We start from the raw sequence: 26,877 nt of genomic DNA, 5'->3' as shown, positions 1-26,877 counted from the left end.
ACTTTCTGCGACTCGGTGCAGTTACGTCTGTTTGAACTCCCTCAAACCGCAATCGCCGTGGTTTCGGCAAGCCGTAGCCGGCGTTGTTGCTGCCCGTTTGGCGAGGCCTGCAGGAAACCCAGCAGTGCCTGTTGCGACTGTAGCCATGCACCTTTGTGTTCCATGTCGAGAAAGTGCCCGGCGTTGCTGATGGTGGTGAATTGGCAATCGTTTAGGTGCTGGGCGAACAACCGCACATCTGCTGGGGTGGTGTACTCGTCGTGCTCGCCGTTGACGAACAGCAGTGGAATCTCGATGGCGGCGAGGCAGGGCATGTGGCAGTGGTTGTCCAGTTGCAGCACCTGATGGACGTGGGTGTGCATCTGCCGATATTCATGCTCGTCGAGGTTGCTGATATGACGATGGTTGTAACGCTTGAACAAGGACGGCAGGTGCTTGCCGATGGTGCTGTTGACCAACTGGCCCATGTTCTCGCGATCCACGGCGTGCAGATAGCGCAGGCCTTGCTCCAGGTAGTCCAGCATCGGCGCGTTGAGCAGTGGCGAGAAGGAGCTGATCACCGCCTTCTCGATCCGTGCCGGGCACTGCGCCAGGGCGAGCAGGGAGGCGACTCCGCCCCAGGAAAAGGACAGCAGGTAATCGACGTGAAAATGTTCGATCAACTCCAGCAGAATTTCGGCTTCATCCTCCTTGCTGATCGGTTGCTTGTGGCTGTTGTGCGGCTTCGACTGGCCGGCATACGGCTGATCGTAGAGCACCACATTGAACTGCGGTTGCAGGTATTTAATGGTCTGCGCGAATGAGGCTGTGGTCGCCAGCGAGCCATTGACCAGGATGATGGTCTTTCGAGCAGCTGGGCAAGCGTAGAACTCGGTGTGAACGTTGTATTGGCTGTGAACCTTAACGACAGCGGTTTCTGGCCTCATGTCGTTTTCCTCCTGGCGCAGGTAAGACAAGGCAAGCGGCTGGACCGTTTACCGGGCTATGTATGGCAGTCAGATAAGCGCCTGGACATGACAAACGAATGTCAGGCTGGAGGATCTTGTAAGTTATTTATTTTCAAGCGGTTAGGACCGAACAGGACGGCAATTCCCAGCGCTTTTGAGGGCGGGGAGTAGCGTCTTTGAACCAGGCAGGAATCCAATATGCGCAGAGCGCAAGCAACCGCAGGAACGCTTAGATGGTCCATGTGACTCTTTGGTCACAGCTTGACCTTTCGGTTTCATTTAAGCAGTAAGCCTAGGGGCTGGCAAGCGTGATAAAGCCTTTTCTCATGACCATTCGTGGATAAAGCCGGCGTTTTCTCCCGTGCCTATTAAACTTGCCAAGGATTGCAAGGAGGTCACGGCGTGCCGTGCGCATTTGCGGATGAAGGTTTCTAGCAGGCGGGTGCGACATGATGCTGGATTTTCCTCTGGCGACTGTTAACCCATTCAGATACGGCTTAGTGCTGATGCTCGGCCGCGGCCTGCTGTGTGCGCAGGCGCCGCCAGCGCTAGCCGAGGAATCGCTCAATAGCGGTTATCGCTGCGAACTGAGCAAACCAGGACGGCAGCCATGAGCACCGCTAAGCGTGGCTTTTCTCTACAGTTGCTGATCGCTGGCGCGATTATGCTCAGCATGCTGGTGCTCGGCGGGGCCCTGGCCTTGCAGGGTTACCGGGGCATTGAGCGGTCGCTGGTGGCGGCGGCCGGTGATACCGCCAATCAGCTCGGCAGCACCATCAACGAGCGCGCGCAGCGGCTGATCGGCCCGGTGCAAAGTTCGATCCGGCTGCTGGCCTACGACCCCATCTCCCAGGCCGCTAGCTTGCCGGCGCGGCTCGAGCGCCTGCCGCTGCTGGTGGAGAGCCTGAACACTAACAAGATGCTCAGCGCGGTCTACGCCGGTTATCCCAATGGCGAGTTTCTGCTGGTGCGCGTCTTGCGCGAGCGCGGAGTACGCGAACGTCTAAAGGCGCCCGAGGGCGCGGTATTCCTGGTGCAGAGCATCAGCCTGGGTGACGCTGGCCAGATGATCGGCGAGTGGCGTTTCTACAGCCGCGAGCTGACGCTGCTGCAGACGCACATCAAGCCGGACTACCGCTACGATCCGCGCACCCGACCCTGGTTCAGCCAGGCCATTGGCAGCGCGAGCACCGTGCTGACCAAGCCCTATGTGTTCTTCACCACCCGCGAGATCGGTCTGACCCTGGCGCAGCGCAGCCTGGACGGCGCGGCGGTGTTGGGCATGGATGCTTCGGTCAACGATTTGGGCGGTGAAGTACAGGACCTGCGGATGACTCCCGGCACCGAGATGGCCGTGGTGGACGCTGAGGGCAGCGTGATCGCTTATCCCGATGTACAGCGCCTGCTGGTCCCTGAGGGGGAAGGTTTCCGCCTGTCGCGACTCGTCGAGCTCGATGTCCCCAGCCTGACGCAACTCTTCGGTTTGCCGCCCCATGGCCAGAAGCCGCAGCTGTACCGGGCTGGAGGCCAGGGCTGGTACGGCATCCGCATGCCGTTGTCGTCTTTTGCCGAGCAGGACATCCAGGTGTTGATCGCGGTGCCCAGTGATGAGCTGCTGGCTGGCGCGCATCGGGTGTTGCTCGACCAGGCGCTCTGGGCCGCGGTCCTGATCGCGTTGCTGCTGCTGGTCGGCTGGCTGTTGGGCCAGCGCATCGGTCGACCGCTGCGGGCGCTGGCCGATCAGCTCGGCGCCTTGGCGGGGTTCGATTTCAGTCAGCCGGTCGGGGTCGAGTCGCGGGTCGCCGAGGTGCAGGAACTCAGCCATGTGTTGGGACGGATGTCGCGCACTATTCACAACTTCCAGGCGATCACCCTGACCCTGAGCCGGGAAACTCAGTTGGAGAGCATGCTCGACGGCGTGCTCAGCCGCCTGGTGGAAGCCACCAGTGTCAGCGGCGGCGCGGTCTATCTGCACGATGAGGAGTCCGGCGCGTTGCAACTGGCCGCGCATTACCAGGGCGAGCAATACCCCGAGGCACTGCACGTGGCGCTGCGCACCCCGGATGAACTGGCCGCCGCAGTGGCGCAGGCGCTGCACAACCAGCAGCATTACCTGTCGATTGCGCTGAATAACCGCAGCCAGCAGTTGCTCGGGGTTCTGGTGTTGCAGCTGGCGGCCGAGCATAAGACCCACGGCGAGGTGCAGCAGCCGTTTCGTCGCTTCGTCGAGGAGCTGTCCGGTGCCGCCGCGGTGGCCATCGAAACCCGTCAGTTGTTCGAGGCTCAGCAGCGCCTGCTGAACGCCATTATCAAACTCTTGGCCGATGCCATCGACGCCAAAAGCCCTTACACCGGTGGCCACTGCGAGCGGGTGCCGCAGCTGGCCAGCATGCTGCTGAACCAGGCGATCGCCGCCGATACGGGCCGCTACGCCGACTTCCAGATGAGCGAGGCCGAGCTCTACGAGTTCCAGATCGCCGCCTGGCTGCATGACTGCGGCAAGATCACCAGCCCGGAATATGTGGTGGACAAAGCCACCAAGCTGGAGACCCTGTACAACCGCATCCACGAGGTGCGCACGCGCTTCGAGGTGCTCTGGCGCGATGCCGAGCTGGACTACTGGAAGGCCCTCGGCAGCGGCGCCGACCCGGCCATCGAGCAGACCTTGCTGGCGGACCGCCAACAGGCCTTGCAGGACGACTTCGCCTTTGTCGCCAATGCCAACCTCGGGGGTGAGTCCATGCAGGACGAGGACGTCGCGCGCCTGCAGGCGATCGCTCGGCGCAGCTGGCTCAGGCACTTCGACAATCGCCTTGGCTTGTCTTACGAGGAGGCCGAGCGACTGGCGTTGCTGCCGGTACAGCCGCTGCCGGTGGTCGAACAGCTGTTGGCCGACCGCCCCGATCACCTACAGGTCTGGGGTGCGCGCAAGCCGCCGGTGGACGCCCAGGATCCGCGCAATATCTGGGGCTTCGACATGCACCTGCCGACCTACGCCAACAACTACGGCGAGTTGTACAACCTCAGCATTCGGCGCGGCACCCTCAGCGAGGAGGAGCGGTTCAAGATCAACGAGCACATAGTGCAGACCATCATCATGCTCAGTACCTTGCCGCTGCCGCGCCAGCTCAAGCGCGTGCCGAGCATCGCCGGTAACCACCACGAAAAGATGGACGGCACCGGCTACCCGCGGCGGCTGACCAAGGACGACATGAGCATTGCCGAGCGGGTGATGGCGATTGCCGATATTTTCGAGGCGCTGACCGCCGCCGATCGCCCCTATAAGGCCGCGAAAACCCTCTCCGAGTCGGTGAGGATTCTCAGCGTCATGGCCCGTGAGAACCATATCGATGCGGAGTTGTTCCGGCTCTTTCTCAGCTCGGGCGTGTATCGCCAGTATGGCGAAAAATTCCTTCGCCCGGAGCAGCTCGACGCGGTGGATATCCAGTCCTATCTGGATGCGCTAGACGCCTCGTTAGCGGGTCGTTAACCGCTTCTCAAAGCAGGGCAATCTCCGCGTCTGAGAGTGCGCGGTATGCGCCTGGGGGCAGGCTCGGATCGAGTTGCAGCGGCCCCATGCTTTCGCGGTGCAGGCGCAGCACCTTGTTCTGGAAATGACCGAACATGCGCTTGACCTGATGGTAGCGGCCTTCAAACAGCGTCAGGCGGGCGGCGCGGGTAGCGAGGATCTGCAGTTCGGCGGGCAGGGTGGTGAGGTCCTCGTACTGGAAATACAGACCGCGGGCGAATACCTCGGCGTACTCGGGTGTGATCGGCTGTTCGGTCTCGACGTAATAGACCTTCGGCAGTTTGCTCTTGGGCAGGGTGATGCGCCGCGACCATTGCCCATCGTTGGTGATCAGCAGCAGGCCGGTGGTGTTCAGGTCGAGGCGCCCGCCCAGGTGCAGTTCGTGTTTGTCTGGCTCATCCAGCAGGTCAAGCACGGTGGGATGTTCGTCATGGGCCGTGGCGCTGACGTAGCCGGCAGGTTTGTGCAGCATGAAATAACGCGCGGCCTTGCCGGCCTGCAGCAAGCGCTCGTCCAGCTCGATGCGCTGGAACTCGCGGACGTCCAGGCGGCCGTCGCTGACCTGGGCACCGTCCACTTTTACCCGCCCGGCGGCGAGCAGCAAACGGGCGTCGAGGCGGCTGAAATCCGGCAGGTTGCTGAGGAATCGGTCGAGGCGCATGGGGGCGGCGAGTCGTGACAGGAGGCGCATGCTACGCGATTGGTAGCGTCGAGACAGCTTCCTTCGAGCGTTCGGCGGTTGTGCCCTGGGCGCAGTTGGGGCAGAGGCAGACGAGGTCGCGCACGGCCGCCGGCAGGTTGTCGAGCACGGCGCGGTCGATCGGCGTGGAGAAGCACCAGCAGGGCAATTGGGCGGTGCGCGGGTCGGCCTGGGTGCACTGGTTGGACAGGCCGCAGAGCGGGCAACGCGTGGGGTCTAGGGTGGCGCTCATGCTGTGGCTGGCGAATGAAGGGGGCGCTCAGGGTGCGGTGTGGCAGCGCCGAGTGCAAGAGCCGCCCGGTCAGCCCGTTGCCCCGGCCGGCTCCACACAGACGCGATTGCGCCCCGACTGCTTGGCGCGGTAGAGGCCGCGGTCGGCGCGGGCGATCAGGCTGTGCAGCGAGTCGCCCGGGTGCAGTTCGGTGAGGCCGATGCTGGTGTTGACTTGCAGATTGACCCCGGCGAAGGGATAGCGGCCCTGTTCGCCCTGGCTGCGGATCTTCTCGGCCAATTGCTGAGCGGTAGCGCTGCCGGTGTCCTTGAGCAGGACGATGAATTCCTCGCCGCCCCAGCGGCAGATGATGTCGGACTGGCGCAGACAGCCTTGCAGGTTGAGGGCGAAGCCGTGCAGTACTTCGTCGCCGCCCAGGTGACCGTAGGTGTCGTTGAGCGCCTTGAAGTTGTCCAGGTCAATCATCAGCATGGCCAGTGGCTTGCGCTCGCGCTGGGCCTCTTGCAGCGCTTGGTTGGCGAGTAGGTCGAAGCCGCGGCGGTTGGGCAGCCCGGTCAGGCTGTCGGTGGTGGCCAGCGCCTCGATACGCGCCTGGTAGCGGCGCAGCACCAGGTTGACCAGGGTCAGCACCAGAGCGGTAACGACGAAACAGATCAGCAAGTTGAGATAGAGGGTCTGGCGGATACCGGCGAGGGCGCCGCCTTCGTGCTTGTCGACGAACAAATACCAGTCCAGTTCGGGGATGAAGCGCACGTTGAGGAAATGGCTGCGGCCGTGCTCCTGGTAGTTGAAGTTGCCGCTCTGCGGCTGCGGCAGCTTGGCCTGCAGTTCTTCCAGCCCCTGCACCTCGCTCAGCGATTGGCCGACCCGGGCGCCCAGCGGGCCGCCCGTGGCGCCGGTGAGGACGATCTTGCCGTGGGTGTCGACGAAATACACGCTGCGGTCGTAGCGCTGTTGGTAGTCGTCGATCAGCTTGACCACCGCGTCCACGGTGAGGCCGACGCCGGTGGCGCCGATGAAGCGGCCGGCGTAGTCGAACACCTTGTAGTTGATGAAGAAGGTCAGGCTGTCCTGGTTGGCCATGTCGACATCGACATTGATCTCGTAGGGTTCCTGCATGTCGCGTACGCGGAAGTACCAGACATCGCGCGGCTCGCTTTCGCGCACGCTTTTGAGGACGCCTTTGGCCTGGTAGTAGAGATGGCTCTTGTCCGAGACGAAGAAGCTGGTGAAGGCGCCGTAGTGCTCCTGCACCTCGCGCAGGTAGCGGGTCATCTGGGCGACATCCTGCTCGCCGTCGATCACCCAGTCGCGCACGAAGGTGTCGCGACTCATCATCGAGGAGATCAGGATTGGCCGCACCAGATCCTTCTGGATCTCCGAGTAGACGTTATCGGAGGTCAGCGGCAGCTCGGTCTCGACTATGCTGCTACGGATCGAGTTGAGTGAGGCGTAGTAGCTGACCAGGGAGGTGGCGAGGAAGCCGCTGCCAAGCAACAGCAACAGGACGAGCACCAGGTAACGCTGAGCATGCTTGGTCGGGCGTGACGACATGGGAACGGGGTAACTCTGACGTGATAGCAACATGCTAGCCTGCCGGAGCGCTGGCGTCACCGAGCCCGTGCAGCTGTTTCAGGCCAGGCCTGAAACAGCTTGGGGGATGGAAGGGGGGGTAGTGAACCTCAGCCCCTGGATTGCAGGTAGGCACGCCAGCCGCCGAACCGGCTGATATCGGTGGCGCCGACCAAGCCGTAGGGCTCGCAGATGAAACCGCTTTCCCAGCGGCCATCCTCCAGTTGCACCTTGCCCAGGCCGAGCGGGGCGGGGATGCCGGTGAGGAAGGAGCCCAGCTCGCTGCTCGGCAACTCCCAGACTTCCACCTCGATGGCCCCGCCACCTTCGACAACGCGTAGCATGCCCGGGCGCAGCGGCGGCCCGCCGGCCAGCGCATGCAGTTGGTAGTCCGGCGAGCTGCGGGTGACCTCGACGAGGCGGCCGCCGCGCTGCGTGAGTTGCCAGTTCAACGGCAGACCGTCCAGGTGCGCGCCGCAGACCACGATGCGAGCCCGATCGCTGCGCGCTGCGCCGGTTGGTGCACTCAGTTTCAGCTTGCACCCGCCCGGCAGCGGCAAGTCGCGCTGGCGCTGCAGGGCGTCGGCCAGGCTGAGCAGGTATTGATCGGTGCAGGCGCGGCCGAACAAGGTCACGCCCCAGGGCAGGCCGTTGCGCATGAAGCCGCTCGGCACCGCGACGGAGGCGTAGTCCAGCAGGTTCATGAAGTTGGTGTAGTAACCCAGCTCGGAGTTACGCAGCACCGGTTCGGCGTGCAGTTCGTCCAGCGTCACCGGCCGACCGATGGTCGGTGTCAGCACGCAGTCGAGACCTTGCAGGGTTTTGTCGCACATGGCTTTCAGCGCTTGCAGGCGGTACTGGGTGCGGAAGGTCTGCACGCCGGTGACGGCCGGTGCCTTGGCCAACACGGCGCGAATCACCGGCAACACGGCCTCGGGGCTTTGTTCAAGCAGTTCGCCGGCGACGCTGTAACGTTCGGCAACCCAGGGGCCCTCATAGAGCAGCCGGGCGGCTTCGAGGAAGGGTGAGAGGTCGATTTCCACCGCTTCGCCGCCGCAGTCCTTGAGGGTTTGCTGGGCCTGCTCGAAGAGCGCGGGGCCTTCTGTGCAGCCGAAGAATTGCAGGTCCTCGGCACGCGGGACGCCGAAGCGGAAGGGGCGAGGGCTGCCGAAGGCGCTGGCGTCGTTCCACAACGGGTTGGCGCGGCTGTATTCGTCACGCGGGTCGAGTTTGGCGGTCAGCGCCAGCAGCTGGCTGGCTTCGCGGGCGGTGGCGGTGAAGTAAGTCACGCAGTCCAGTGTGCGGCAGGCTGGCACTACGCCGGCGGTAGAGAGCAGGCCCTTGGTCGCCTTGAGACCGACCAGATTGTTCAGCGCCGCCGGCACGCGGCCGGAGCCGGCGGTGTCGGTACCCAGGGCAAAGCTGGCTACGCCCAGCGCCACGGCCAGCGCAGAGCCGGCGCTGGAGCCACCGGAGGGATATGCCGGCAGCACGCTGTTCGGACACTCACCATAGGGCGAGCGCGTGCCATTCAGGCCGGTGGCGAATTGATCGAGGTTGGTCTTGCCCAGCGGCACGGCGCCCAGGGCGATCAAGTGTTCGACCACGCTCGCCGAGCGCTCGGGGATGTAGGCGAAGGCCAGGCAGGCGGCGGTGGTTGGAATGCCGGCCAGGTCGATATTGTCCTTGATGGCGAAGGGGATGCCGAACAGCGGCAGGCTCTCCGGCGCTTTGCCGTCCAGCGCCGCCAGGTAAGGCTCCAGCTCGTCACGGCTCAGCAGGTGGATAAACAGGTGGTAATCCGGGTTCAGTGCGGCGGCTTTGTCACGCAGGGTCAGGATCAGTTGGCGCGGGGTGGTGCTGGCATTTTTGTAGGCGGCACGCAGGGCTTCGAGGCGCAGGTCGAATTCGTGTTTCATGTTCGGCTCCTTGTAGGGTGCGCTGTGCGCACCGCAAGCGTTCTGGTGCGCGCGGCGCACCCTACAGTGGAAGGTTCAGTTTTATGGTGCGCACGGCGCACCCTACGGTCCGAATCAGGCTTCTGCGAGCACGACGACGCGTTGCCCGGCGCGCACCGGCGAACCCGGCTGCACGCGGACTTCTGTTACCACGCCGTCACGCGGTGCGAGCAGCGGGATCTCCATCTTCATCGACTCGAGAATCACCAGCACGTCACCGGCTTTCACCGTACTGCCGGCCTCGACTTGCACCTGCCAGAGATTGCCGGCGATATGGCTTTCAACCGAGTGGTGGCCGAGGGCGAGCGGGGCGTCCTCGCTGAGCTGCGGGGCCACTTCCTCACTGTCGAAATGTGCCTGGCCGCTGGCGATCCAGCGTTCCCGTTCGGCATTGAAGGCAGCCTGCTGCTGGCTGCGGAAGGCGCCGATGCTCTCGGCTTCCTCGGCCAGGAAGGCTTGGTAGTCGGCCAGCTTCAGCTCGCTTTGCTCGACCTTCAGGTCATAGCGACCCAGTGGGAAATCGCGGCGGATTTGCAGCAACTCCTCGGCGCCCACCGGGTAGAAACGGATCTGATCGAAGAAGCGCAGCAGCCAAGGTTTGCCATCGAAGGCTGCGACTTCGCGGTAGCGGTTCCACATCTGCAGGGTGCGGCCGACGAACTGGTAACCGCCAGGGCCTTCCATGCCGTACACGCACATATAGGCGCCGCCGATGCCCACCGAGTTCTCCGCCGTCCAGGTGCGCGCCGGGTTGTATTTGGTGGTGACCAGGCGATGCCGTGGGTCCAGCGGCGTGGCGACCGGCGCACCGAGGTAGACATCGCCGAGGCCCATCACCAGATAGCTGGCCTCGAAGACGGTGCGGTAGACCTCTTCAAGGTTCGGCAGGTCGTTGATGCGGCGGATGAACTCCAGGTTGCTCGGGCACCAGGGCGCGTCTTTGCGCACTGTGGTCATGTATTTCTCGATCGCCAGCTGGCAGGCCGGATCGTCCCAGGACAGCGGCAGGTGGACGATGCGCGACGGCACTTGCAGGTCTTGAGCGCCGCAGACCGCATCCCATTCGCCGGCGATGATGCCCAGCAGGTCGGCCAGCGACAGGGTTTCCGGCTGGTAGTGCACTTGCAGGGAACGGATGCCGGGGGTGAGGTCGATCACGCCAGTCAGGGCTTTGCTTTCCAGCGCCTGCATCAGCGCATGGCCACGGAAACGCAGCACCAGATCCAGCTCCGGCGCACCGATTTCCACCAGCAGGTGCGTGTCGCCGGATAGGCGCGCGACCAGGCGGGTGTCGGCCGAGCCGATGTCGAGCACGATGGGGGAGGTCAGCTCAGCGGCTGCTATTGTAGGAGCGAGCTTGCTCGCGAATTCGCCATTGTGATTTTCGCGAGCAAGCTCGCTCCTACGGAGGTTCGCGCACTCTTCCCTATGAGCTTTCGCCAACTCCCGCGCGGTGGCGATATCCACCGGCAGAAACTGCACCTTATCCCCGGCCTTGAGTTGCCCAAGCTGCCAGAGATCCGCCTCGATGATCGTCACCGGGCAGACGAAGCCGCCCAGGCTCGGGCCGTCCGGGCCGAGAATCACCGGCATATCGCCAGTGAAGTCGACGGCGCCGATGGCGTAGGGATTGTCGTGAATATTGGAGGGGTGCAGGCCAGCCTCGCCGCCGCTCTCGCGCACCCACTCGGGTTTCGGGCCGATCAGGCGTACGCCGGTGCGGCTGGAGTTGAAGTGCACTTCCCATTGGGTGGCGAAGAAGGTCTCGATGTAGGCCGGGGTGAAGTACTCCGGTGCGCCATGGGGGCCGTAGATCACGCGGATGCTACGCACGGCGGGCAAATCGCTGTGCAGGGCAGGCGGCAGGCTGGCACCGGCTGTGGCATCGCTCAGTGTGTCGGTGTGCAGCACATCACCGGCGCGCAGGGCGCGGCCGCCGTGGCCGCCGAACTGACCGAGGGTGAAGGTGCTTTTGCTGCCCAGGTATTCCGGCACCTGGAGGCCGCCGCGCAGGCACAGGTAAGAGCGGGCGCCAGGGCCTGCGAGGGTGCCGAGGCTCAGGGTGCTGCCGGCCGGAATGAATAGCGTGGTGTTTAGCGGCTGCGCGTGGCCGTCCAGCGTCAGTGGAATCTCGGCACCGGTCACCACCACCACCGCGTCGGTATTGAAGCGCAGGGTGGGGCCGCTCATGGTGATTTCCAGCGCGGCGGCACCTTCGGCGTTACCCAGCAGGCGATTGCCCAGGCGCAGGGCGCGGTCGTCCATCGGCCCGGAGGGCGGCACGCCGACGGCCCAATAACCGAGGCGGCCGGGGAAGTCTTGCACGGTGGTCTGGGTGCCGGCGCCGAGCACTTCAACGGTGTCGGCCCGGTAGACCAGCTCTTCCAGGCAGCGCGTCCAGGGATTGCCGCTGGCGAAGGGGGCGTCCTGGAGGATTTGCCGCAGATAATCGCGGTTGGTCTCCACGCCATACAGCAGGCTGTCGCCGAGCGCGCGGTGCAGCCCGGCGCTGGCTTCATCGCGGGTTGGCGCCCAGGCGATGAGCTTGGCGATCATCGGGTCGAAGTAGGGCGGGATTTCGCAGCCGGCTTCAACCCAGGTGTCGATGCGCAGGGTTTTACCATCGGCCGCGGGGAAGTTCACCGCAGTCAGCAGGCCTGGGCTCGGCTGGAAGTCGCGGCCCGGATCTTCGGCATACAGGCGCGCCTGAATCGCGTGGCCATGGGGCTTCAAGCCTTGCGCCAGCTCGCTCAATGGCGGCAGGTCGCCAGCGGCGAGTTGGATCATCCAGCCGACCAGGTCGACACCCCAGACCTGTTCGGTAACGCCGTGCTCGACCTGCAGACGGGTGTTCACTTCGAGGAAGTAGAACTGGCTCGCCACGCTGTCGTAGACGAATTCGACGGTGCCGGCGCTGCGGTAGTTGACGGCCTTGGCCAGCTTGATCGCCGCAGCGCAAAGCTCCTCGGCCATGCCGGCTGGCAGGTTGGTGGCCGGCGCCTCTTCCAGCACTTTCTGGTTGCGCCGCTGTACCGAGCAGTCGCGTACGCCGAGGGCCAGGACTTCGCCTTGACCGTCGCCGAACACCTGCACTTCCAGATGGCGGGCGCGCTGGATGTACTTCTCGATAAACACGCCGGAGTCGCTGAAGTTGTTCTGCCCCAGGCGCTTCACCGCTTCGAAGGCCTCGCTCAGCTCCTCGGCGGAGCGGCACACGCGCATGCCGATGCCGCCACCGCCGGCGGTGCTTTTCAGCATCACCGGGTAGCCGACCTGTTCGCCGGCCTTGAGCGCGGCGTCGAGGTTTTCCAGCAGCTCGGTGCCTTCCAGCATCGCTACACCCTGTTGTTTGGCCAGGGCGCGGGCGGTGTGCTTGAGGCCGAATACCCGCAGTTGTTCAGGTGTCGGGCCGACAAAGGCGATACCGGCGGCTTCGCAGGCTTCGGCGAACGCGGCGTTCTCCGAGAGGAAGCCGTAACCAGGGTGGATGGCCTGGGCGCCGGACTGCTTCGCCACGGCAAGAATTTTCTCTACCGCAAGGTAGGTGCCGGCGGCCGCGTCTTCGCCGAGGCTGAAGGCTTCGTCGGCCTGCTGGATATGCAGGCTGGCGGCGTCGGCTTGCGAGTAGACGGCCACGGCATTGACCTCAAGCGCGCGCAGGGTACGGAGGATGCGGCAGGCAATGGCGCCGCGGTTGGCGATCAGTAGTTTGCTAAACATGAGGGGCTGCTCATGTGAGGCGGGCCGTCCCGCTGCTATTCGGTCAGCACCACGGTCGTCCGTGGTTGGGATGTTTTACCCCCTCTCCCACTTGTGGGAGAGGGTTGGGGAGAGGGCGGTTTACTCCGTAGTACGGGTTTCCCTCACCTCCCGCCCTCTCCCAGAGGGAGAGGGGGCCGAGCGGAGCGAGCTGCAACATTGCCCTGAGCGGCTCTGGCATAGCCGGAACAGCCAGCGCCGCAGGCGTTGGGCGATCAGTCCCATAACAGCACCTGCGCCGGTGTCGGGTTGTAGCCGTTGCAGGGATTGTTCAATTGCGGGCAGTTGGAGATCAGCACCAGCACATCCATATGCGCCACCAGTTCGACGTACTTGCCGGCGGCGGAGATGCCGTCCTCGAAGGTCAGGCCGCCTTCTGGCGTGACCGGCACGTTCATGAAGAAGTTGATGTTGGCGCTGATGTCGGCCTTGTTCAGGCGGCCGTCGTGCAGGCTAGCGCGCAGAAAGTTGTCGCGGCAGCTGTGCATGTAGCGTTTGTCCAGGGCATACCTGACCGTGTTGCTCTCCTGCGCGCAGGCGCCGCCGAGGGTGTCGTGGCTGCCGCAGGTGTCGGCGCTGATGGTCAGCATCGGGTTGCCGAGGTTGGAATACAGCACGCTGCCGGTGCTGAGGTAGACGCGGTTCTGCCTGCGCAGGGTGCGTTGCACGTCATAACGCTCGCGCGGGTTGTCGGCGCTGTAGAACAGCGTGTCGACCGCCTGGTTACCTTCCAGGTCGAGCAGGCGCAGGGTCTGGCCAGCCTTGACCTCGGTCATGAAGGGTTCGCCGGCCGGGATGGTGGCGCGGTACACGGCGGCTTCCGGATGCTTTTCACTGTGGATAAGAGTCATGTCGGCAGCCCTCAGATGTACTGACGTTCGGTGTTGTGGAAGCCGCGACCGTTTTCCGGGCGCGAGGTGCGGCAGAGCACGCTGATGCCGTCGTCGGCGACTTTGCTCCAGTTCAGTTGCACCGGTTTAGGGGCGTACTGCGGGTTCGGGTCCATCGGGTGTTGCAGCGCGGTGAGCACCACCAGGGTGTCCATCGGCGCATACAGCTCGAGGTAGTCGCCGGCCTTGGTGTGGTTGGCTTCGAAGTGGAAGCAGCCGTCGGCATCGACCGTGACCTTGCTGAACAGGTTGAGGCACATCAGCAGGTCTTGCAGGTTCAGGTTCCACTTGCCCATTTCCACCAACAGGTTGTCCACGCCGTTGCGGAAGTAGCCGTTGCGCAGCTCCTGATAACGACCGGGGCCGTACTTTTCCTCTACCTCCGCGGCGTTCAATACGCCGCCGAAGCTGTCGTGCCAGCCGCAGGTGTCGGCGGTGATGGCGGCCAGTACGCGGCCCATGTCCGAGTACAGGCAATGGCCGGCGCTGAGCTTGGCGGTGTGCTGGCACTTGAGACTGTCCGGCAGGTTCAGCCGTTCGCTTTTCTCCACCGCGTTGAGCAACATCAGGCTGACGTTGGCGCCGCCTTCGAGGTCGGTGAGGCGCAGCAGTTGGCCGCGCTTGAGGACGAACGAGGTATGCCCGCCGCCCGGAAGGGTTTCTTCGTAAAGGCTGGATCGCAGCGTGAGGGCAGCACTCATCATCAAGCTCCTTGATAGACAGGTTGCAGGTTGCCGGTGGCAGTCGCCGGCAAGGCTTCGACGGCGGCGCGCACGGCGCGGCGGTCGGTATTCAGGGGGATGTCGTAGGTGATGCGCGCGCCGTAGGCGTTCGGCGCCTGGGGGTCGTGGCGAACCTTGTCGAACACCAGGATGCGTGTGCCGAGGCTGAAGCCTTCGGCCAGGTCATGGGTGACCATGAACACGGTCAGCTGGGTTTCCTTCCACAGCTCCAGCAGCAGCCCGTGCATGTCCTTGCGGATGCCCGGGTCGAGGGCGCCGAAGGGTTCATCGAGGAGCAACACGCGCGGCTGCATGATCAGCGCCTGGGCAATTGCCAGGCGTTGTTGCATGCCGCCGGAGAGCTGGCTCGGGTACTTGTCCAGGGCGTGGCCGAGGCCGACTTTGTGCAACAGCGCGGCCGCCTGTTCGCGGACCTCGCCCTTGGCGCTGCCGAACAGCCGGCCGAGCAGCGGCGAACGCGGCAACTCCAGGCCGAGGGCGACGTTGTCCAGCACCGACAGGTGAGGGAACACCGAGTAGCGCTGAAACACCACGCCACGGCTGGCGTCCGGTTCGCCGACCAGCTTCTGGCCGTTCAGCAGAATCTCCCCGCGGCTCGGCGTTTCCTGGCCCAGCAGCAGACGCAGGAAGGTCGACTTGCCACAGCCGGAGGCGCCGACCAGGGTGCAGAACTCGCCTGCGGCGATGCTCAGATTGAGGCGTTCCAGCACTACCTGATCGTCGTACTGCTGCCACACATTGTTGACCTGAATAAAGCTCATGCCTTGGCTCCTTCGTACCAGGGGAAGGCCAGGCGGGTGAGCTGCTTCAGGCCCAGGTCCATCATCCAGGCGAGCAGGGTGATCCAGGCCACGTACGGCAGGATCACGTCCATCGCCAGGTAGCGCCGAACCAGGAAGACCCGGTAACCGAGGCCATCGGTGGAGGCAATGGCCTCGGCCGCGATCAGAAACAGCCAGGCCGAGCCGAGTACCAGGCGCAGGGAAATCAGCAGGCGTGGCATCAGTTGCGGCAGGACCACCCGCAGGATCAGCGTCCAGGTCGAGGCGCCGAGGGTCTGCGCCTTGATCAGCAACTCCTGTGGAATCTCGCGGGCACGCTGCTCCAGGTCGCGAGCCAGCACTGGGGTGATGCCGATGACGATCAGCACCACCTTGGACAATTCGCCGAGGCCAAAGACGATAAACAGGATCGGCAGGATCGCCAGTGGCGGCACCATCGATAGCACGCTCAGCAACGGCGACAGCGGTGCACTGAACAGCGGCAGGGTGCCGGCGGCGATACCCAGGCACAGACCGAGCAGCGCCGAGACGCCGAGGCCGATGGCCAGGCGTTGCAGGCTGGAGCGGGTGTCCTGCCACATCAGGTAGTCGCCGCTGCGTTTGTCCTCGCTAAAGGCCAGGCGCTTGACCGCATCCGTCATCTGCACCGCGCTGGGCAGTAGTTTGTCGTTGGGGTTTTCCGTCAGCCGTGCGGCAGAGCCCATGAAGTAGGCGAACAGCAGCAGGGCGAACGGCAGCAGTATTAGCAGCAGTCTTCCTGCCCGGTCCGGGTGGCGATTGATCAGGCGCATGGTGATCTCTTTCTTTGGGTTCCCGCCTGCGCGGGAATGACGGATCTTCGTCATCCTCGCGAAGGCGAGGACTCAATAAACAAGCCTTACAACTTGCCTTCGGCAGCCAGTTGCACGTAGCTCGGATCGAAGCGCAGCTTGACGTTGCCCTTGTCACCGGTGACGACGTTCCTGGAGAAGCTCATGCCGACTGCGCCCGCGTTTTTCGCGCCTTCGCCGAGCAGGCCGTGGTTGAAGGAAAACGTCGCGACCTTGTCCATGGTCGCCGGCAGTTTCGGGCTGGTGGCGAAGGCCAGAGCATCCTGGGCGTTGTAGAACAGCTTGGTGGTCGCCAGTTGGGCTTTGAAACCTGCCAGGTCGGTGCCCGAAGCCTTGGCCATGTGCTCAAGTGCCGCGGTGGCGGCCGGACTGTTGCTGCTCATCAACTGCATGATTTCGAACCAGGCTCCGGTCAGCGCTTTGCCCAGGGCGGGGTTGTCTTTCAGGGTCTGGCTGTTGACCACCATCATGTCCATGATCTCGCCCGGAATCTGGCTGGAGTTGAACACTTCGCTCACGCCCGGCTTGGCATTGATCTCGGCCAGCATCGGGTTCCAGGTGGCGACGGCGTTCACTTCGGCGGTATTGAAGGCGGCGGCGATGTCGGCGTCGGAGGTGTTCACCACTTGCAGGTCTTTCTCGCTCAGCTCGGCCCTTTCCAGACCACGCGCCAGCAAGTAGTGGGAAACCGACAGCTCGACCAGATTGACCGGCTGCCCCTTGAGGTCGGCCAGAGTCTTGCCTTCGCCCTTGATCACGATGCCGTCGTTGCCGTTAGAGAAGTCGCTGACGATCAACGCCGTGGAATCCACGCCACCCGCAGCCGGGATGGTCAGCGCATCCATATTGGTCATGGTGCAGCCGTCGAACTGGCCGGCGGTGTATTGGTTGATCGATTCGACGTAGTCGTTGAGCTGCACCACGTCGATGGAGATGGCGTACTTCTTCGCCCATTTATCGACGATGCCTTCGGCGGCGGCATATTCCCAGGGCATCCAGCCGGCGTAGAGGGTCCAGCAGACGCTGAATTCATCTTTTGGCTTAGCCTGGGACGTGAGGCTGATGGCGGCAGCGAGGCCAGCGGCGGCTATTGATAACAAACGGCGGGCGAACAGACGGGGCTTACGCATGAGGAACCTCCAGTTCGAGAAAAAGGCGGGCAGGCGCAACGCGGCATGGCGTTCGTCTCCCGGGCTTTTGTCCCGCCGTGTAACCTCAACTGGAGGTCGATAACTCTCGGACCAGCCACTCGCCTGCATTCACATGTCGGCGAGCCGGAACCCTAGTCATCCATTGCAAATTGTAGTGCCGCGAACCCAAGGGTTCAGGTGGCTCCTGCACACCCACTCCTAAGCGAGAGCCGTGCCAAGTCGTGAGAGGCCCGCCAGGTCAGGGCTGTCGGCGGATGCTGGGTTTTTTCGCGGTGGCTTATGCCCGAAAATGAAGCGTTTGGATTCATTTTGGTGCGGTTTACCCCGCGGTATCTCACGGTTCACGTGCAATTGATCCCCTCCGCTAGCCTCGGGCGGCCTCACGCATAGTCGCGACAACGCTTGCGCTCGCCCTCGTCGTCGTGGCTACGCGATTTGTTTTAGTAGCGATAATCGCCACGCCACTGCCGATCCATGCCACGCCGCAGATCATGACGAAAGTCGTGATGACGATCATCGCGCCGGTCATAACGCCAATCATAGCGATGGCCGTGGCGCCCATAGTGACGAAAGTCTTGATGGTAATCCGGAGGGCGATAGCGGTAGGGGTTGTAGTAGAGGCGGAGCTCATAGCGAAGTCGGTGTTCGGGATAGACCCCACCGCTGTAGTGACGCGGGTAGCCATGGTAACGGCTGTCATGGGCGAAGGTTCCGCCAGAGCTCAGACTCAAACCCAGCACGGCAATAAGCAAAGACCGATAGAACATGGCGGCCTCCTGGGACCGCGAAAGCGCGAAAGTAAGAAGACCAGCGGGGTACCGGCCTTCGCGGTGTTCTCACTAGGTTGGACCACTGCCCCATGGCGAAAGTGCTGACTTAGCAGCGACCTTTCTTCGCCTGCCCCGGCGGGCAATGCGGCAGACCGCGCAGCGTCGGGCCTTGCGCCAAGCCTGCGGTGTGGCTTGCCGGAGCTTGAAACAACTGGCAACGGAATATGGCCGAACCACGCTCAGCACTCTGCTTGGGCCGACGCTGTCAAACCCAGTGGGAGCGATTGTAGGTACCGGTATTCGCTGGTGCCGCCCCTTAGCGGTCGAAGGAGGCCGCCAACATGTTCTGCCGATCTATGTTGCTGGCGGTTCTAAGTCTGTTTCTGAGTGGTTGCGCGGTTTATGACTATGACTATGACGATGATCGCAGTTATCCCCGTTATTCCGACGGTGGCCACAACTATGGTGGTGGCTACAACGTGCAGCGTCATGACGGTTACCGCAGCCCGCGTTATTACGATTACGACACTCGACGCTATGACACTCGGCGTTATGACGGGCGCCGCTACGACCATCACCAATATCAGCAACAGCGGTATGTCGCGCCGCCGCGTTATCAGCCACCAGCACCGCGTTACTACAGTCCAACCAGGCACCCAAGCAGGCGCGGCTGGGAGCAGGGGGATCGTGGCGGCTATCAGGCGCCGCAGATGCAGGGCCAGAGGCATGATTATCGGCCTACCCATCGGGTCGACTCGCCGCGGCGTGAACGTGAACGTGAGCGCGACCACGACCAGGATCGAAACCGCGATCACCACCGAGACCGCGATCATGACCGTCGGCAGTTGAATTAGCCGACGAGTGCGGGAAACGCCGCATCCTCTTTCCTGAGTTGTTCGAGCATGGCCTGCGCCGCTGGCGACAGGCTGTGTCCGGCGCGGCAGACCAGGCCGTAAGCGGAACGCGGGGGCAGCTCGCCGGGCGCCATTGGCAGTACGTCCAGGCGACCGGCCTCGACGTCTTCGGCGATCACGTCCCAGGGCGCCATGCTCAACACGTCGCTTTCCGCGACCAGGGCCTTGAGCACCATAAAGTTGTCGCATTGAATCCCCAGCAGTTGCTCGCGGCCGCTGAGCTGACGCAGTGCGCTGGCGACTTGCTCGGGCAATTGGGTGCCGGCCAGCGGGTAATCGGCCAGCGTGCGAATGCTCACCTTGGGCTGTTTCAGCAGTGGATGGCCTGGGCGGCAGAACAGCACACCGGGATGTGTCCGCAAGAGCTCGATAGTTAATTGCGGGTCGTCGTGCAGCTCGCGGGTATCGGCCACGAACAACTCGATGGTTTCATTCAGCAGCCGCTCTCGCAGGCTGCGCCAATCCTCGATGATCAATTGCACGCGAACCTTGGGATACCGCCGGGCAAGTTGCCCGAGTGCGCGCGGCACCAGGCGCGCGGCGGGGTAGGGACCGGCACCCAGGCGCAGCTCGCCCGCTTCCAGATTACCCAACTGGCTGACGGCATTGTGCAGGGAGCGATTAGCCGCCAGCAGGCGCCGGGCATGCTCCAGGACCAGTTGGCCGTAGGCCGTCAGTACGGCGTTACGCGGCCCGCGATCGAGCAGGCGGCAACCGAGGCTGGCCTCCAGTGCCTGAATGCTGCGCGACAGCGCCGGCTGGCTGAGGTTGACCGATTCGGCGGCGCGGGCGAAATGGCCGTGCTCGGCAAGGGCGACGAAGTGACGAAGCTGGCGCAGGTCATTCATGCATAACTCGCATTAAGAGTTAGATAATTTCTCATTGGAATTATCAGTCTGCCTTTGCCAGTCTGCTGGCGTCTATAACAACAGCCGACGAAACCGCCCATGAGCTCCCTAACTCGTTTCAGCAGCCTGTTGCTGGCTGCGGCTTTACCTTTGACTGCCCTGGCCGATCTGCCAGAAGAGCGCATCGAACCCTCGATCAATGCCGAGCTGGCCGAGCACACCAAGGTGTTCAACAAGCAGATCTACCAAGTCGCCGACAACGTCTACTCGGCGGTGGGCTGGAGTATCGCCAACAGCGTGATGATCGTGGCACCGGAAGGCCTGATCATCGTCGACACCGGCGAGTCGGTGGAGGAGTCGCGCAAGGTCTTCGCCGAGTTCCGCAAAATCAGCGACAAGCCGATCAAGGCCATCGTCTACACCCACTTCCACCCGGACCATATCAACGGCGTCAAAGCCTTCGTCAGCGAAGAACAGGTGAAAAGCGGCGAGGTGCAGATCTACGCCCACGACACCCTGCTGGAAAACGTGGTAACTCAGGGCGCGCTGGTCGGACCGATCCTGGCCATGCGCTCGGCCTACAGCTTCGGCGCGGCGCTGAATGCCGCCGACCGCAAGGACATGAACGGTGGCATCGGCCCGATAGCCGTCGGCGGCCCCAGCACCTTCATCGCCCCGACCATCACCTTCAAGGACCAGCTGGACACCAGCATTGCCGGCCTCAAGGTACAGTTCCGCTGGGCGCCGAGCGAGGCGCCGGATGAAATCGTCATGTACCTGCCGGACAACCGCGTGCTGATCAGTGCGGAAGTTGACCAGGGCCCCACCCTGCCAAATATCCACACCCTGCGGGGCACCAAGTTCCGCGATCCGGTGCTGTGGGTCAACAGCCTCGATCTGCTGCGCAGTTTCAAGGCCGAGCATATGGTGCCGCTGCACGGCCGGCCGGTAACCGGCCAGGACAAGGTCGAGGAAGTGCTGCGCATGACCCGCGACGGCATCGCCTATATCCATGACCAGACCGTGCGCTGGATGAACAAGGGCCTGACCCCGGACGAGCTGGCCGAGAAGGTCAAACTGCCGCCGCACCTGGCCGGTTATACGCCTTACCTGCGCGAATACTACGGTACGGTCAAACACAGTGTGCGGCAGATCTACCAGGGCTACCTCGGCTGGTTCCAGGGTGACCCGGTGGCTCTCGACCCGATCCCGCCGAAAGACAAAGCCGAGCGTCTGCTCGGCATGCTGGGCGGCCGCGACAAGCTGCTGCTGGCGGCCGGCGAGGCTTATCTGAAGGGCGACTACCAATGGGCGGCCGAGTTGGCCAGCTATGCGATCCACGTCGACCCGGAGGACAAGCTGGCACGCGATATCAAGGCGCGCAGTTTCCGCAAGCTCGGCTATGCACAGATGAACATCAACTGGCGCAACTGGTACCTGACGAGCGCCATGGAGCTGGAGGGCAGCCTGGGCGAAGAGCAGTCGCTGGCGCTGGCCCAGAGCCTGCGTGGCACCTTCCTCTCGCCGGATATGCTGAAGAACCTGCCGGTGAAAATCTTCCTGCAGAACTGGATCACCCGCGTCGATCCGGACAAGGCCAACGAGGTGAACCTGACCCTGGGCTTCAGCTTCCCGGATATCCAGGAAGAGTGGGCCCTGGAAGTTCGCCGTGGGGTGGTGCAACTGCACCAGGGCATTGCGCCCGGCACCAGGCTCAAGCTGACCCTCGACAAGACCTACCTGGACACCGTGATCAGCGGTGAGAACAGCCTGCTCAAGGGCGCGGTGTTGGGGGATGTGCAGGTCGATGGCAGCCTGCTGGAGATCAAGACCTTCCTCGGCTGCTTCGACTTCGCCGATGCGCCCATCGCGCTGACCCTGCGCTGAGCCAAGAAATCTCGGGAAAAACCTATGCCGTCAGGCCAGGGGCTGTGGGGCTGTCCAGGCCCCTGCCGCCTCAGTCGCGGTGCGGTTGATCGCACCGTGCCATTGTCTTTTTTCGGTGCAACACGCACCATCCGCAGGCGTTCAATTTGCCCCCATGGACTACCCGCAGTGGCGGTACGTTTCGCAGTACCCCGCAGTACCCCGCAGTTGCCGCAGGCTCTGGTTGACGATTGCCAGCTCGAGTCTGCTGGCGTGCGTGTTGCGGAGCGGCTTGCAGGCCGGCTGGGTTTTCCCTGAGCAGTCGGCGGGCGGAAGGGCTCTAGGGGCCGCCGGTAGAGGGGCGCGAGCGTATCGATGCTGGGCAGCGCCTGCTGTCAGTCATGCGCAGGTCAGCGCGCCAGAAAAACGGCCGATTACTTATGTCAAAGCCTTGCGCTTGAACCAGGCGCATAGGGTGCAGCGCTATTACTCCAGCCCCGAGGCCCTGCCGCCGGTGCTGGACAATCTGACCATCGATATCCTGCCGACGAACAAGCGCAACGACCTACTGCCGGTCTAGGCCTTCAGCGGTGAAGGCCTATGGCTGCCGGGAATGGGTGGCAACAAGCGGGTCGGCGACGCAAGCGCTGATCGGGCGGGCAAGACCCGTTGAAGAAGATGCGCACGGAAGGCTTTCCCGCTGAGCCGGTCGACTAAGGGTAGGAGCTGAGATGTCCCTGTTTAAGCAGTTATTGATCGCGATTTGCCTGTTTCTCGTGATCGCCTTTAGCGGCAGTTTTATGGTCAGCCTGGAAAGCTCGCGGGCGCAGTACGTCAACCAGTTGCGCTCCCACGCGCAGGATGCGGCCACGGCGTTGGGCCTGTCGCTGACTCCGCAGATCGACGATCCGGCGATGGTCGAGCTGATGGTCAGCTCGATTTTCGACAGCGGCTATTTCGCCAGCATCCGCGTGATAGATCTGGCCACGGGCAAGGTGATGGTCGAGCTCAGCGGGATTGCTGACGAAACCCAGGTGCCGAGCTGGTTCGTGAGTTTGATCGGTCTGCAGCCGGCTGGCGGCGATGCCATCGTTAGCCGTGGTTGGCAGCAGGCGGCGCGGGTTGAGGTGGTCAGTCACCCGATGTTCGCCCTCGCCAAACTCTGGCAAAGCGCTTTGGGTAGCCTCGGCTGGCTGCTGCTCTGTGGGCTGCTCAGCGCCGCTCTGGGTGCGCTGTTGCTGCGCCGGCAGTTGAAACCACTGGACTACATGGTCGAACAGTCCCACGCCATTGCCCGCCGTGAGTTCCTCAGCCTGCTCGAGCTGCCACGCACGCCGGAATTGCGCCGGCTGGTACAGGCGATGAATCAGATGGTGGAGAAGCTCAAGGCGCTGTTTCAGGAGCAGGCCGAGCGCAGCGAAAAACTGCGCGCCGAGGCTTATCAGGACAGCCTGACCGGGCTGGCCAATCGACGCTACTTCGAGATGCAGCTACAGGCGCGGGTGAGTAGCGAGGAGCAGGCCAGCAGTGGCTATCTGTTATTGCTGCGGGTCAATGATCTGGCTGGGCTGAACCAGCGCTTGGGTGGGCAGCGTGCCGATCGCCTGCTGCAGGCGGTAGCCGAGCAATTGCTGCGCCAGTGCGCCAAGTATCCCGAAATCGGCAACCTGATCAGTCGCAACCGGGGTGGTGAGTTCGCCATACTGGCGCCGGGCCTGGTGCGCGAAGAGGCCGAACAGCTGGCGCAGAGCCTGGAACTTGGGCTGTCCAGCCTGCTGGCTACCGGGGCGACGGATGTCCTGCCGGTCGCACATATCGGCCTGGCCTCGTTCAGCTCCGGCGACTCACCGCAAGCCTTGCTGAGTTTGGTGGACGAGGCCCTAACCCAGGCCGAAAGCCAACCCGATAAAACCTGGATAGGCCTGGAGCAAAGTGCGGCGCCGAGCATTGGCGATGAACGCCATGCCTGGCACCACTTGCTCGATCAGGCTCTGCAGCAGGGGCGCTTTCGTCTGTTCTTCCAGCCGGTGGTGGACAGTCGCGAACCTCGTCGGGTGCTGCATTACAAGGTGCTGTCACGGCTGCCGGACGAACAGGGCGAAACCATCCCGGCCGGGCGCTTTCTGCCTTGGCTGGAGCGCTTCGGCTGGTTGGCACGCCTCGATCTGTTGATGCTCGAGCAGGTCATCGAACAGCTGGCTGGGCATGACCAGACGCTGGCGCTCAACCTGTCCGGCGCGACCTTGAATGATGCGCAGGCGCTGAATCGAGTGCTGGATACGCTGCGCCAGCATGCCCATTTGGGCCCGCGGCTGATCCTCGAAGTGGCCGAAGCCCAGTTGCCTGAGCAGGCGCTGCTGGAGCAATTGATCCGCCGTCTGCGCGAGCTTGGTTTCGGACTGAGCCTGCAACACTTCGGTGGGCGCTTCAGCATGATCGGCAATCTGGCGCGACTGGGGCTGGCCTACCTGAAGATCGATGGCAGCTACATCCGCGCGATCGACCAGGAGAGCGAAAAACGCCTGTTTATCGAGGCGATCCAGCGCGCGGCCCACAGCATCGACCTGCCGCTGGTTGCCGAGCGGGTGGAAACCGAAGGCGAGCTGCAGGTACTGCGGGACATGGGGATTCAGGGCGTTCAGGGCCGGCTGCTCGGCGAGCCTGCGCCCTGGCGTTAAGCCGTGGGCTGCCAGGCAAGTGCTCAAAGCCCGCTGTGCTGGCAGTGGTTTTAGCCGCCGCCGGGCAAGGTCCGGCTTAGATCACGCCGGCTTCATCGTCGTTGATCAACCGGTTCAGGCCGCCCAGGGTTTCGCGGGCCTGGCTCCGGTCGAGCAGCTTGGCTTGGGCGGGGGCAGGTAGGTCGGTAATACGGATGACGCCCTTGGTCATCAGCGCCTGGATGAGGTCGTCGAGTACCCGGATCATGTCCAGGTCGCTCTGCTTGAGCTGCAGCAGGCTGGTCTCGACCGCCTGATTGGCATACCAGGCCTGCACCTCCTGGTCGTCCGCGGGCAAGGTTTCCCCCATCTCGGCAAAGGGGGCTGCTTCCACGCGGAGCAGACGGTCTCGCGCATCGCGTTGTACATAGAACATAGCGAACCCCTCCAGGGCCTCACCGGTTGCTAGCCGCTGCGCAGTTGTTGGCACAGGCTGGGCGACAGGTCCATATCTTTGCCTGTCCCGGCAACCCTTTGCAGGGTTACCGGGACTCTAGGGCAGTCTCTTAGTGGTCGACCTTGACGGTCGGATCGGCACCGGCGATCAGCGAGCTGACGATCTGCGAGGAGGTCGAGCCGTAGCTGGACAGGTCGAGCGCCGCGCCGCTGCCGTTTTCCAGCTTGATGCTCGCATCGACACCGCCGGCAAAGTTGCCAGTCGTGCTCACCTCCAGGGTCGAGGTACTGATGTCGACCCGCAGGTAGTTGAAGATGTTGCTGTCATTCTCGCCTTGCAGCAGATCGCTGATATCGATGCGGTCGCCCTGGCTGACATTGAGGTCCTTGAGGGTGTCGTTGCCCGTATGGCCGGCCTGCCAGATGAAGCTGTCGGCACCGCTGCCGCCGGTCAACTGATCGTTGCCCAGGCCGCCGATCAGCAGATCGTTACCCACTCCACCGCTGAGGGTGTCGATGCCGGCACCACCGATCAGCACATCATTGCCAGCGCCACCGTCCAAGGTGTCATTGCCGGCCGTGCCCGCCAGCCAGTCATCGCTGGCCGTACCGGCAGCATGGTCGACCTTGACATTGTCTGAATCGCTCGCAGTGCTTCCACCCACCGACTCGGTTGCCGTAATGCTGGCCGTGATGCCGTTCATCTGAACATCCGTCAGCGCAGTCGCCGAGGCCATGGTGATCTGGTGTCCCGCGATGACCGTTGCTGCGCCAGCGGTAACGGTCAACAGCGTGCCGGTCGTGGCATCGGTCAAGGTGACGCCGGCCGGGATACCCGTCAGGCTGATGGACGAGAGCGATTCGCTGCCATCGGTATCATTGAGATACGCCTCGGTGTTCAGGGTATAGCGATACTCTCCGCTATTGACCGTCAGGTTGTCGAATCTGACTGCCGCATCGTTATCGAAAGAATAGAACCCGACATTGTTGAGTGCCGGCGCCGTCGTCGCCCCTCCCGCGACCGAGCCATAGACGTAATTCAGGTTGGTCGTTACGCCGCTGCTCAGATCATTGGCGGCCACGGCGATGCCGGTATTGCTGACCGCGACGCTCAGATTGAACCAGTCGTCGCCGGCAAAGACGGCCGTTGCCAGGTCGATGGGAACGCCTCCCACGATCTGGACCAGGGACAATTGCTGGTACTGACCCGGATAGGCGTTGAAGTTGGCGCCTCCCGGAGCATAGTCCGCACTTGGATTCTCCCAGCGGGCGAGGAAATAGTTGTTCGCATCGACATACCCGAACACGAAGCCAACACCGTTGGCCTGCGCGGAGCTCGCGTCGGCATATATCTGGACGGTGACGGCGTAGTTCGTCAATGCCTTCTCAGCCGCCGTCAGACCAGCGCCGGTGTACTGCAGCATCCCCTGCGCATCGTCCGAGCCACTGGCGCCACCCTGGTTGTAGGTCGCCGAGGCGCTGCCATCGAACCCGCTACCAGCTCGCACGGTCCACTTGGTGCCGAAGTTTGCGACTTCGGTGGCATTTGTACCGGTCTGACCAGCCCAGGCAACGTTGTTGAATAGCTGCGCCTCGGTTTGCGTCTTCCCATTGCCTCCGGGTACTTCCGCGAAGGTATTTCCGCGGAGGGCCGTGTGCGTCCAGCCGGTGCGATTGCCATCGTTGAAGTCGTCACTTAAGAGGCTGGTAGTCGACGCAACCATGCCATTGGCGGCGACATGAGCGTAGACCGTCGGCGCATCGGCAACAGGTGTAATGCTGATTGCCACCGTATCGGCATCGGTTGCCGTACCGTCGCTCGTGCTGACGGAGAGTTGCGCAGAACCGCTGTAGTCGCCAGTCGGCTTGAAGGACAGACCATCTAGTGCGCCATTGATGGCCGCAGCCGTACCGCTGATCGTCACTGTACCGGTATCGTTACCGCTGATAGTGGCGCCGGCAAAGGCCAGGGCTGTGAGCCAGCCGTTGGTGACGCTGAGCGTGGTGGTCAGGGTGCCGCCGTCCACGTCTGCAACCGTAAGGGCGTTGCCATTGGCCACGCTGAACACGCGGGCCACATCTTCCGTGGTGCTTTGCGCACCCGGCACGCTGTTGACCGGCGCGTCTTCGGCGCCGTTGATGGTCACGGTGATGGTCTGGGTGCTGCCGTCGGTGGCGGTGTAGGTGATCGAGTCGGTGGTGCTCTGACCGGCATCGAGGAACTGCACCGCGGCGTTGTTGAGGCTGTAGGTCCAAGTGCCGGCGGTCAGCAC

At 63.3% G+C, this 26,877-nt stretch carries 19 protein-coding genes, 1 pseudogene and 1 riboswitch; of the genes and pseudogenes, 5 read left to right on the top strand and 15 right to left on the bottom strand.

The window, feature by feature from the left end; genetic code table 11:
* Positions 1-41: 41 nt before the first annotated feature.
* Positions 42-926 carry an alpha/beta fold hydrolase gene (locus FFS13_RS14785; RefSeq protein WP_137819847.1) on the bottom strand — a complete coding sequence of 295 codons (885 nt, stop codon included), beginning with the start codon at positions 924-926 and terminating at the stop codon, positions 42-44.
* Between the two features lie 631 nt (positions 927-1,557).
* On the opposite strand from FFS13_RS14785, the gene FFS13_RS14780 reads away from it, so the two are divergent.
* Entirely contained in the window at positions 1,558-4,437 is a 2,880-nt protein-coding gene (locus tag FFS13_RS14780; RefSeq protein ID WP_137819846.1) for an HD domain-containing phosphohydrolase, read from the top strand.
* A 7-nt stretch (positions 4,438-4,444) separates the two neighbouring features.
* Here FFS13_RS14780 and FFS13_RS14775 read toward each other — a convergent pair whose 3' ends face one another.
* From FFS13_RS14775 to FFS13_RS14720, 11 genes are all read right to left on the bottom strand, one after another.
* Complete coding sequence (locus tag FFS13_RS14775; RefSeq protein WP_137819845.1) at positions 4,445-5,137, bottom strand: pseudouridine synthase; 693 nt, start codon at positions 5,135-5,137, stop codon at positions 4,445-4,447.
* A gap of 31 nt (positions 5,138-5,168) precedes the next feature.
* A complete protein-coding gene (locus FFS13_RS14770) occupies positions 5,169-5,408 on the bottom strand; it encodes a cysteine-rich CWC family protein (protein ID WP_137819844.1) in 240 nt (79 codons plus the stop codon).
* A 69-nt stretch (positions 5,409-5,477) separates the two neighbouring features.
* Entirely contained in the window at positions 5,478-6,962 is a 1,485-nt protein-coding gene (locus FFS13_RS14765) for a sensor domain-containing diguanylate cyclase (RefSeq protein WP_137819957.1), read from the bottom strand.
* A 128-nt stretch (positions 6,963-7,090) separates the two neighbouring features.
* Positions 7,091-8,899: an allophanate hydrolase gene (atzF, locus tag FFS13_RS14760; RefSeq protein WP_137819843.1), complete on the bottom strand. Its 1,809-nt coding sequence runs from the start codon at positions 8,897-8,899 to the stop codon at positions 7,091-7,093.
* A gap of 114 nt (positions 8,900-9,013) precedes the next feature.
* Positions 9,014-12,658, bottom strand: a complete 3,645-nt coding sequence (gene uca / locus FFS13_RS14755) for an urea carboxylase (protein ID WP_137819842.1) — start codon at positions 12,656-12,658, stop codon at positions 9,014-9,016.
* A gap of 254 nt (positions 12,659-12,912) precedes the next feature.
* Positions 12,913-13,548: an urea amidolyase associated protein UAAP2 gene (locus FFS13_RS14750; RefSeq protein ID WP_137819841.1), complete on the bottom strand. Its 636-nt coding sequence runs from the start codon at positions 13,546-13,548 to the stop codon at positions 12,913-12,915.
* 11 nt (positions 13,549-13,559) lie between these two features.
* Positions 13,560-14,288, bottom strand: coding sequence for an urea amidolyase associated protein UAAP1 (locus FFS13_RS14745; RefSeq protein ID WP_137819840.1), 729 nt, complete (start codon positions 14,286-14,288; stop codon positions 13,560-13,562).
* A 2-nt stretch (positions 14,289-14,290) separates the two neighbouring features.
* Positions 14,291-15,091, bottom strand: a complete 801-nt coding sequence (locus tag FFS13_RS14740) for an ABC transporter ATP-binding protein (RefSeq protein WP_137819839.1) — start codon at positions 15,089-15,091, stop codon at positions 14,291-14,293.
* Complete coding sequence (locus FFS13_RS14735) at positions 15,088-15,903, bottom strand: ABC transporter permease (protein WP_137819838.1); 816 nt, start codon at positions 15,901-15,903, stop codon at positions 15,088-15,090. The genes FFS13_RS14740 and FFS13_RS14735 overlap by 4 nt, the downstream gene beginning before the upstream one ends.
* An 86-nt stretch (positions 15,904-15,989) precedes the next feature.
* The gene (locus FFS13_RS14730) at positions 15,990-17,072 is read right to left on the bottom strand and encodes a putative urea ABC transporter substrate-binding protein (protein ID WP_371922965.1); all 1,083 of its coding nucleotides are present in this window, start codon (positions 17,070-17,072) and stop codon (positions 15,990-15,992) included.
* 54 nt (positions 17,073-17,126) lie between these two features.
* Positions 17,127-17,239: riboswitch (guanidine-I (ykkC/yxkD leader) on the bottom strand.
* Positions 17,240-17,533: 294 nt separating this feature from the next.
* On the bottom strand, positions 17,534-17,860 hold the full coding sequence (locus tag FFS13_RS14720; RefSeq protein WP_137819837.1) for a hypothetical protein: 327 nt from the start codon (positions 17,858-17,860) through the stop codon (positions 17,534-17,536).
* Positions 17,861-18,204: 344 nt separating this feature from the next.
* Here FFS13_RS14720 and FFS13_RS14715 point away from each other — a divergent pair, with 344 nt between their 5' ends.
* Positions 18,205-18,717, top strand: a complete 513-nt coding sequence (locus FFS13_RS14715) for a hypothetical protein (protein ID WP_137819836.1) — start codon at positions 18,205-18,207, stop codon at positions 18,715-18,717.
* Here the strand turns inward: FFS13_RS14715 and FFS13_RS14710 are convergent.
* Positions 18,714-19,625: a LysR family transcriptional regulator gene (locus FFS13_RS14710; protein ID WP_137819835.1), complete on the bottom strand. Its 912-nt coding sequence runs from the start codon at positions 19,623-19,625 to the stop codon at positions 18,714-18,716. The two genes, FFS13_RS14715 and FFS13_RS14710, sit on opposite strands and share 4 nt — an antisense overlap.
* A gap of 99 nt (positions 19,626-19,724) precedes the next feature.
* On the opposite strand from FFS13_RS14710, the gene FFS13_RS14705 reads away from it, so the two are divergent.
* The 3 genes and pseudogenes from FFS13_RS14705 (at position 19,725) to lapD (ending at position 24,169) form a co-directional block, all read left to right on the top strand.
* Entirely contained in the window at positions 19,725-21,512 is a 1,788-nt protein-coding gene (locus FFS13_RS14705; RefSeq protein ID WP_137819834.1) for an alkyl/aryl-sulfatase, read from the top strand.
* Positions 21,513-21,912: 400 nt separating this feature from the next.
* Positions 21,913-22,208, top strand: a pseudogene (locus tag FFS13_RS20160) (hypothetical protein); the annotation flags it as partial.
* Between the two features lie 14 nt (positions 22,209-22,222).
* Positions 22,223-24,169, top strand: a complete 1,947-nt coding sequence (lapD, locus tag FFS13_RS14700; protein ID WP_137819833.1) for a cyclic di-GMP receptor LapD — start codon at positions 22,223-22,225, stop codon at positions 24,167-24,169.
* Positions 24,170-24,245: 76 nt separating this feature from the next.
* Here lapD and FFS13_RS14695 read toward each other — a convergent pair whose 3' ends face one another.
* Together FFS13_RS14695 and FFS13_RS20270 are read right to left on the bottom strand one after the other, a co-directional pair.
* Positions 24,246-24,584 carry a tryptophan synthase subunit beta gene (locus FFS13_RS14695; RefSeq protein WP_137819832.1) on the bottom strand — a complete coding sequence of 113 codons (339 nt, stop codon included), beginning with the start codon at positions 24,582-24,584 and terminating at the stop codon, positions 24,246-24,248.
* 130 nt (positions 24,585-24,714) lie between these two features.
* A partial coding sequence (locus tag FFS13_RS20270) for a VCBS domain-containing protein (RefSeq protein ID WP_137819831.1) occupies positions 24,715-26,877 on the bottom strand: 2,163 nt, incomplete at its 5' end.

Source organism: Pseudomonas sp. 2FG, from assembly GCF_005502935.1.
GTDB lineage: Bacteria > Pseudomonadota > Gammaproteobacteria > Pseudomonadales > Pseudomonadaceae > Aquipseudomonas.
This window is presented reverse-complemented; position numbering and strand designations above follow the sequence as displayed.

Bases quoted from the DNA above. Each gene is read 5' to 3' on its own strand.
- FFS13_RS14785 (WP_137819847.1), bottom strand. From the start codon at position 926: ATGAGGCCAGAAACCGCTGTCGTTAAGGTTCACAGCCAATACAACGTT.
- FFS13_RS14780 (WP_137819846.1), top strand. From the start codon at position 1,558: ATGAGCACCGCTAAGCGTGGCTTTTCTCTACAGTTGCTGATCGCTGGC.
- FFS13_RS14775 (WP_137819845.1), bottom strand. From the start codon at position 5,137: ATGCGCCTCGACCGATTCCTCAGCAACCTGCCGGATTTCAGCCGCCTC.
- FFS13_RS14770 (WP_137819844.1), bottom strand. From the start codon at position 5,408: ATGAGCGCCACCCTAGACCCCACGCGTTGCCCGCTCTGCGGCCTGTCC.
- FFS13_RS14765 (WP_137819957.1), bottom strand. From the start codon at position 6,962: ATGTCGTCACGCCCGACCAAGCATGCTCAGCGTTACCTGGTGCTCGTC.
- atzF (WP_137819843.1), bottom strand. From the start codon at position 8,899: ATGAAACACGAATTCGACCTGCGCCTCGAAGCCCTGCGTGCCGCCTAC.
- uca (WP_137819842.1), bottom strand. From the start codon at position 12,658: ATGTTTAGCAAACTACTGATCGCCAACCGCGGCGCCATTGCCTGCCGC.
- FFS13_RS14750 (WP_137819841.1), bottom strand. From the start codon at position 13,548: ATGACTCTTATCCACAGTGAAAAGCATCCGGAAGCCGCCGTGTACCGC.
- FFS13_RS14745 (WP_137819840.1), bottom strand. From the start codon at position 14,288: ATGAGTGCTGCCCTCACGCTGCGATCCAGCCTTTACGAAGAAACCCTT.
- FFS13_RS14740 (WP_137819839.1), bottom strand. From the start codon at position 15,091: ATGAGCTTTATTCAGGTCAACAATGTGTGGCAGCAGTACGACGATCAG.
- FFS13_RS14735 (WP_137819838.1), bottom strand. From the start codon at position 15,903: ATGCGCCTGATCAATCGCCACCCGGACCGGGCAGGAAGACTGCTGCTA.
- FFS13_RS14730 (WP_371922965.1), bottom strand. From the start codon at position 17,072: ATGCGTAAGCCCCGTCTGTTCGCCCGCCGTTTGTTATCAATAGCCGCC.
- FFS13_RS14720 (WP_137819837.1), bottom strand. From the start codon at position 17,860: ATGTTCTATCGGTCTTTGCTTATTGCCGTGCTGGGTTTGAGTCTGAGC.
- FFS13_RS14715 (WP_137819836.1), top strand. From the start codon at position 18,205: ATGTTCTGCCGATCTATGTTGCTGGCGGTTCTAAGTCTGTTTCTGAGT.
- FFS13_RS14710 (WP_137819835.1), bottom strand. From the start codon at position 19,625: ATGAATGACCTGCGCCAGCTTCGTCACTTCGTCGCCCTTGCCGAGCAC.
- FFS13_RS14705 (WP_137819834.1), top strand. From the start codon at position 19,725: ATGAGCTCCCTAACTCGTTTCAGCAGCCTGTTGCTGGCTGCGGCTTTA.
- lapD (WP_137819833.1), top strand. From the start codon at position 22,223: ATGTCCCTGTTTAAGCAGTTATTGATCGCGATTTGCCTGTTTCTCGTG.
- FFS13_RS14695 (WP_137819832.1), bottom strand. From the start codon at position 24,584: ATGTTCTATGTACAACGCGATGCGCGAGACCGTCTGCTCCGCGTGGAA.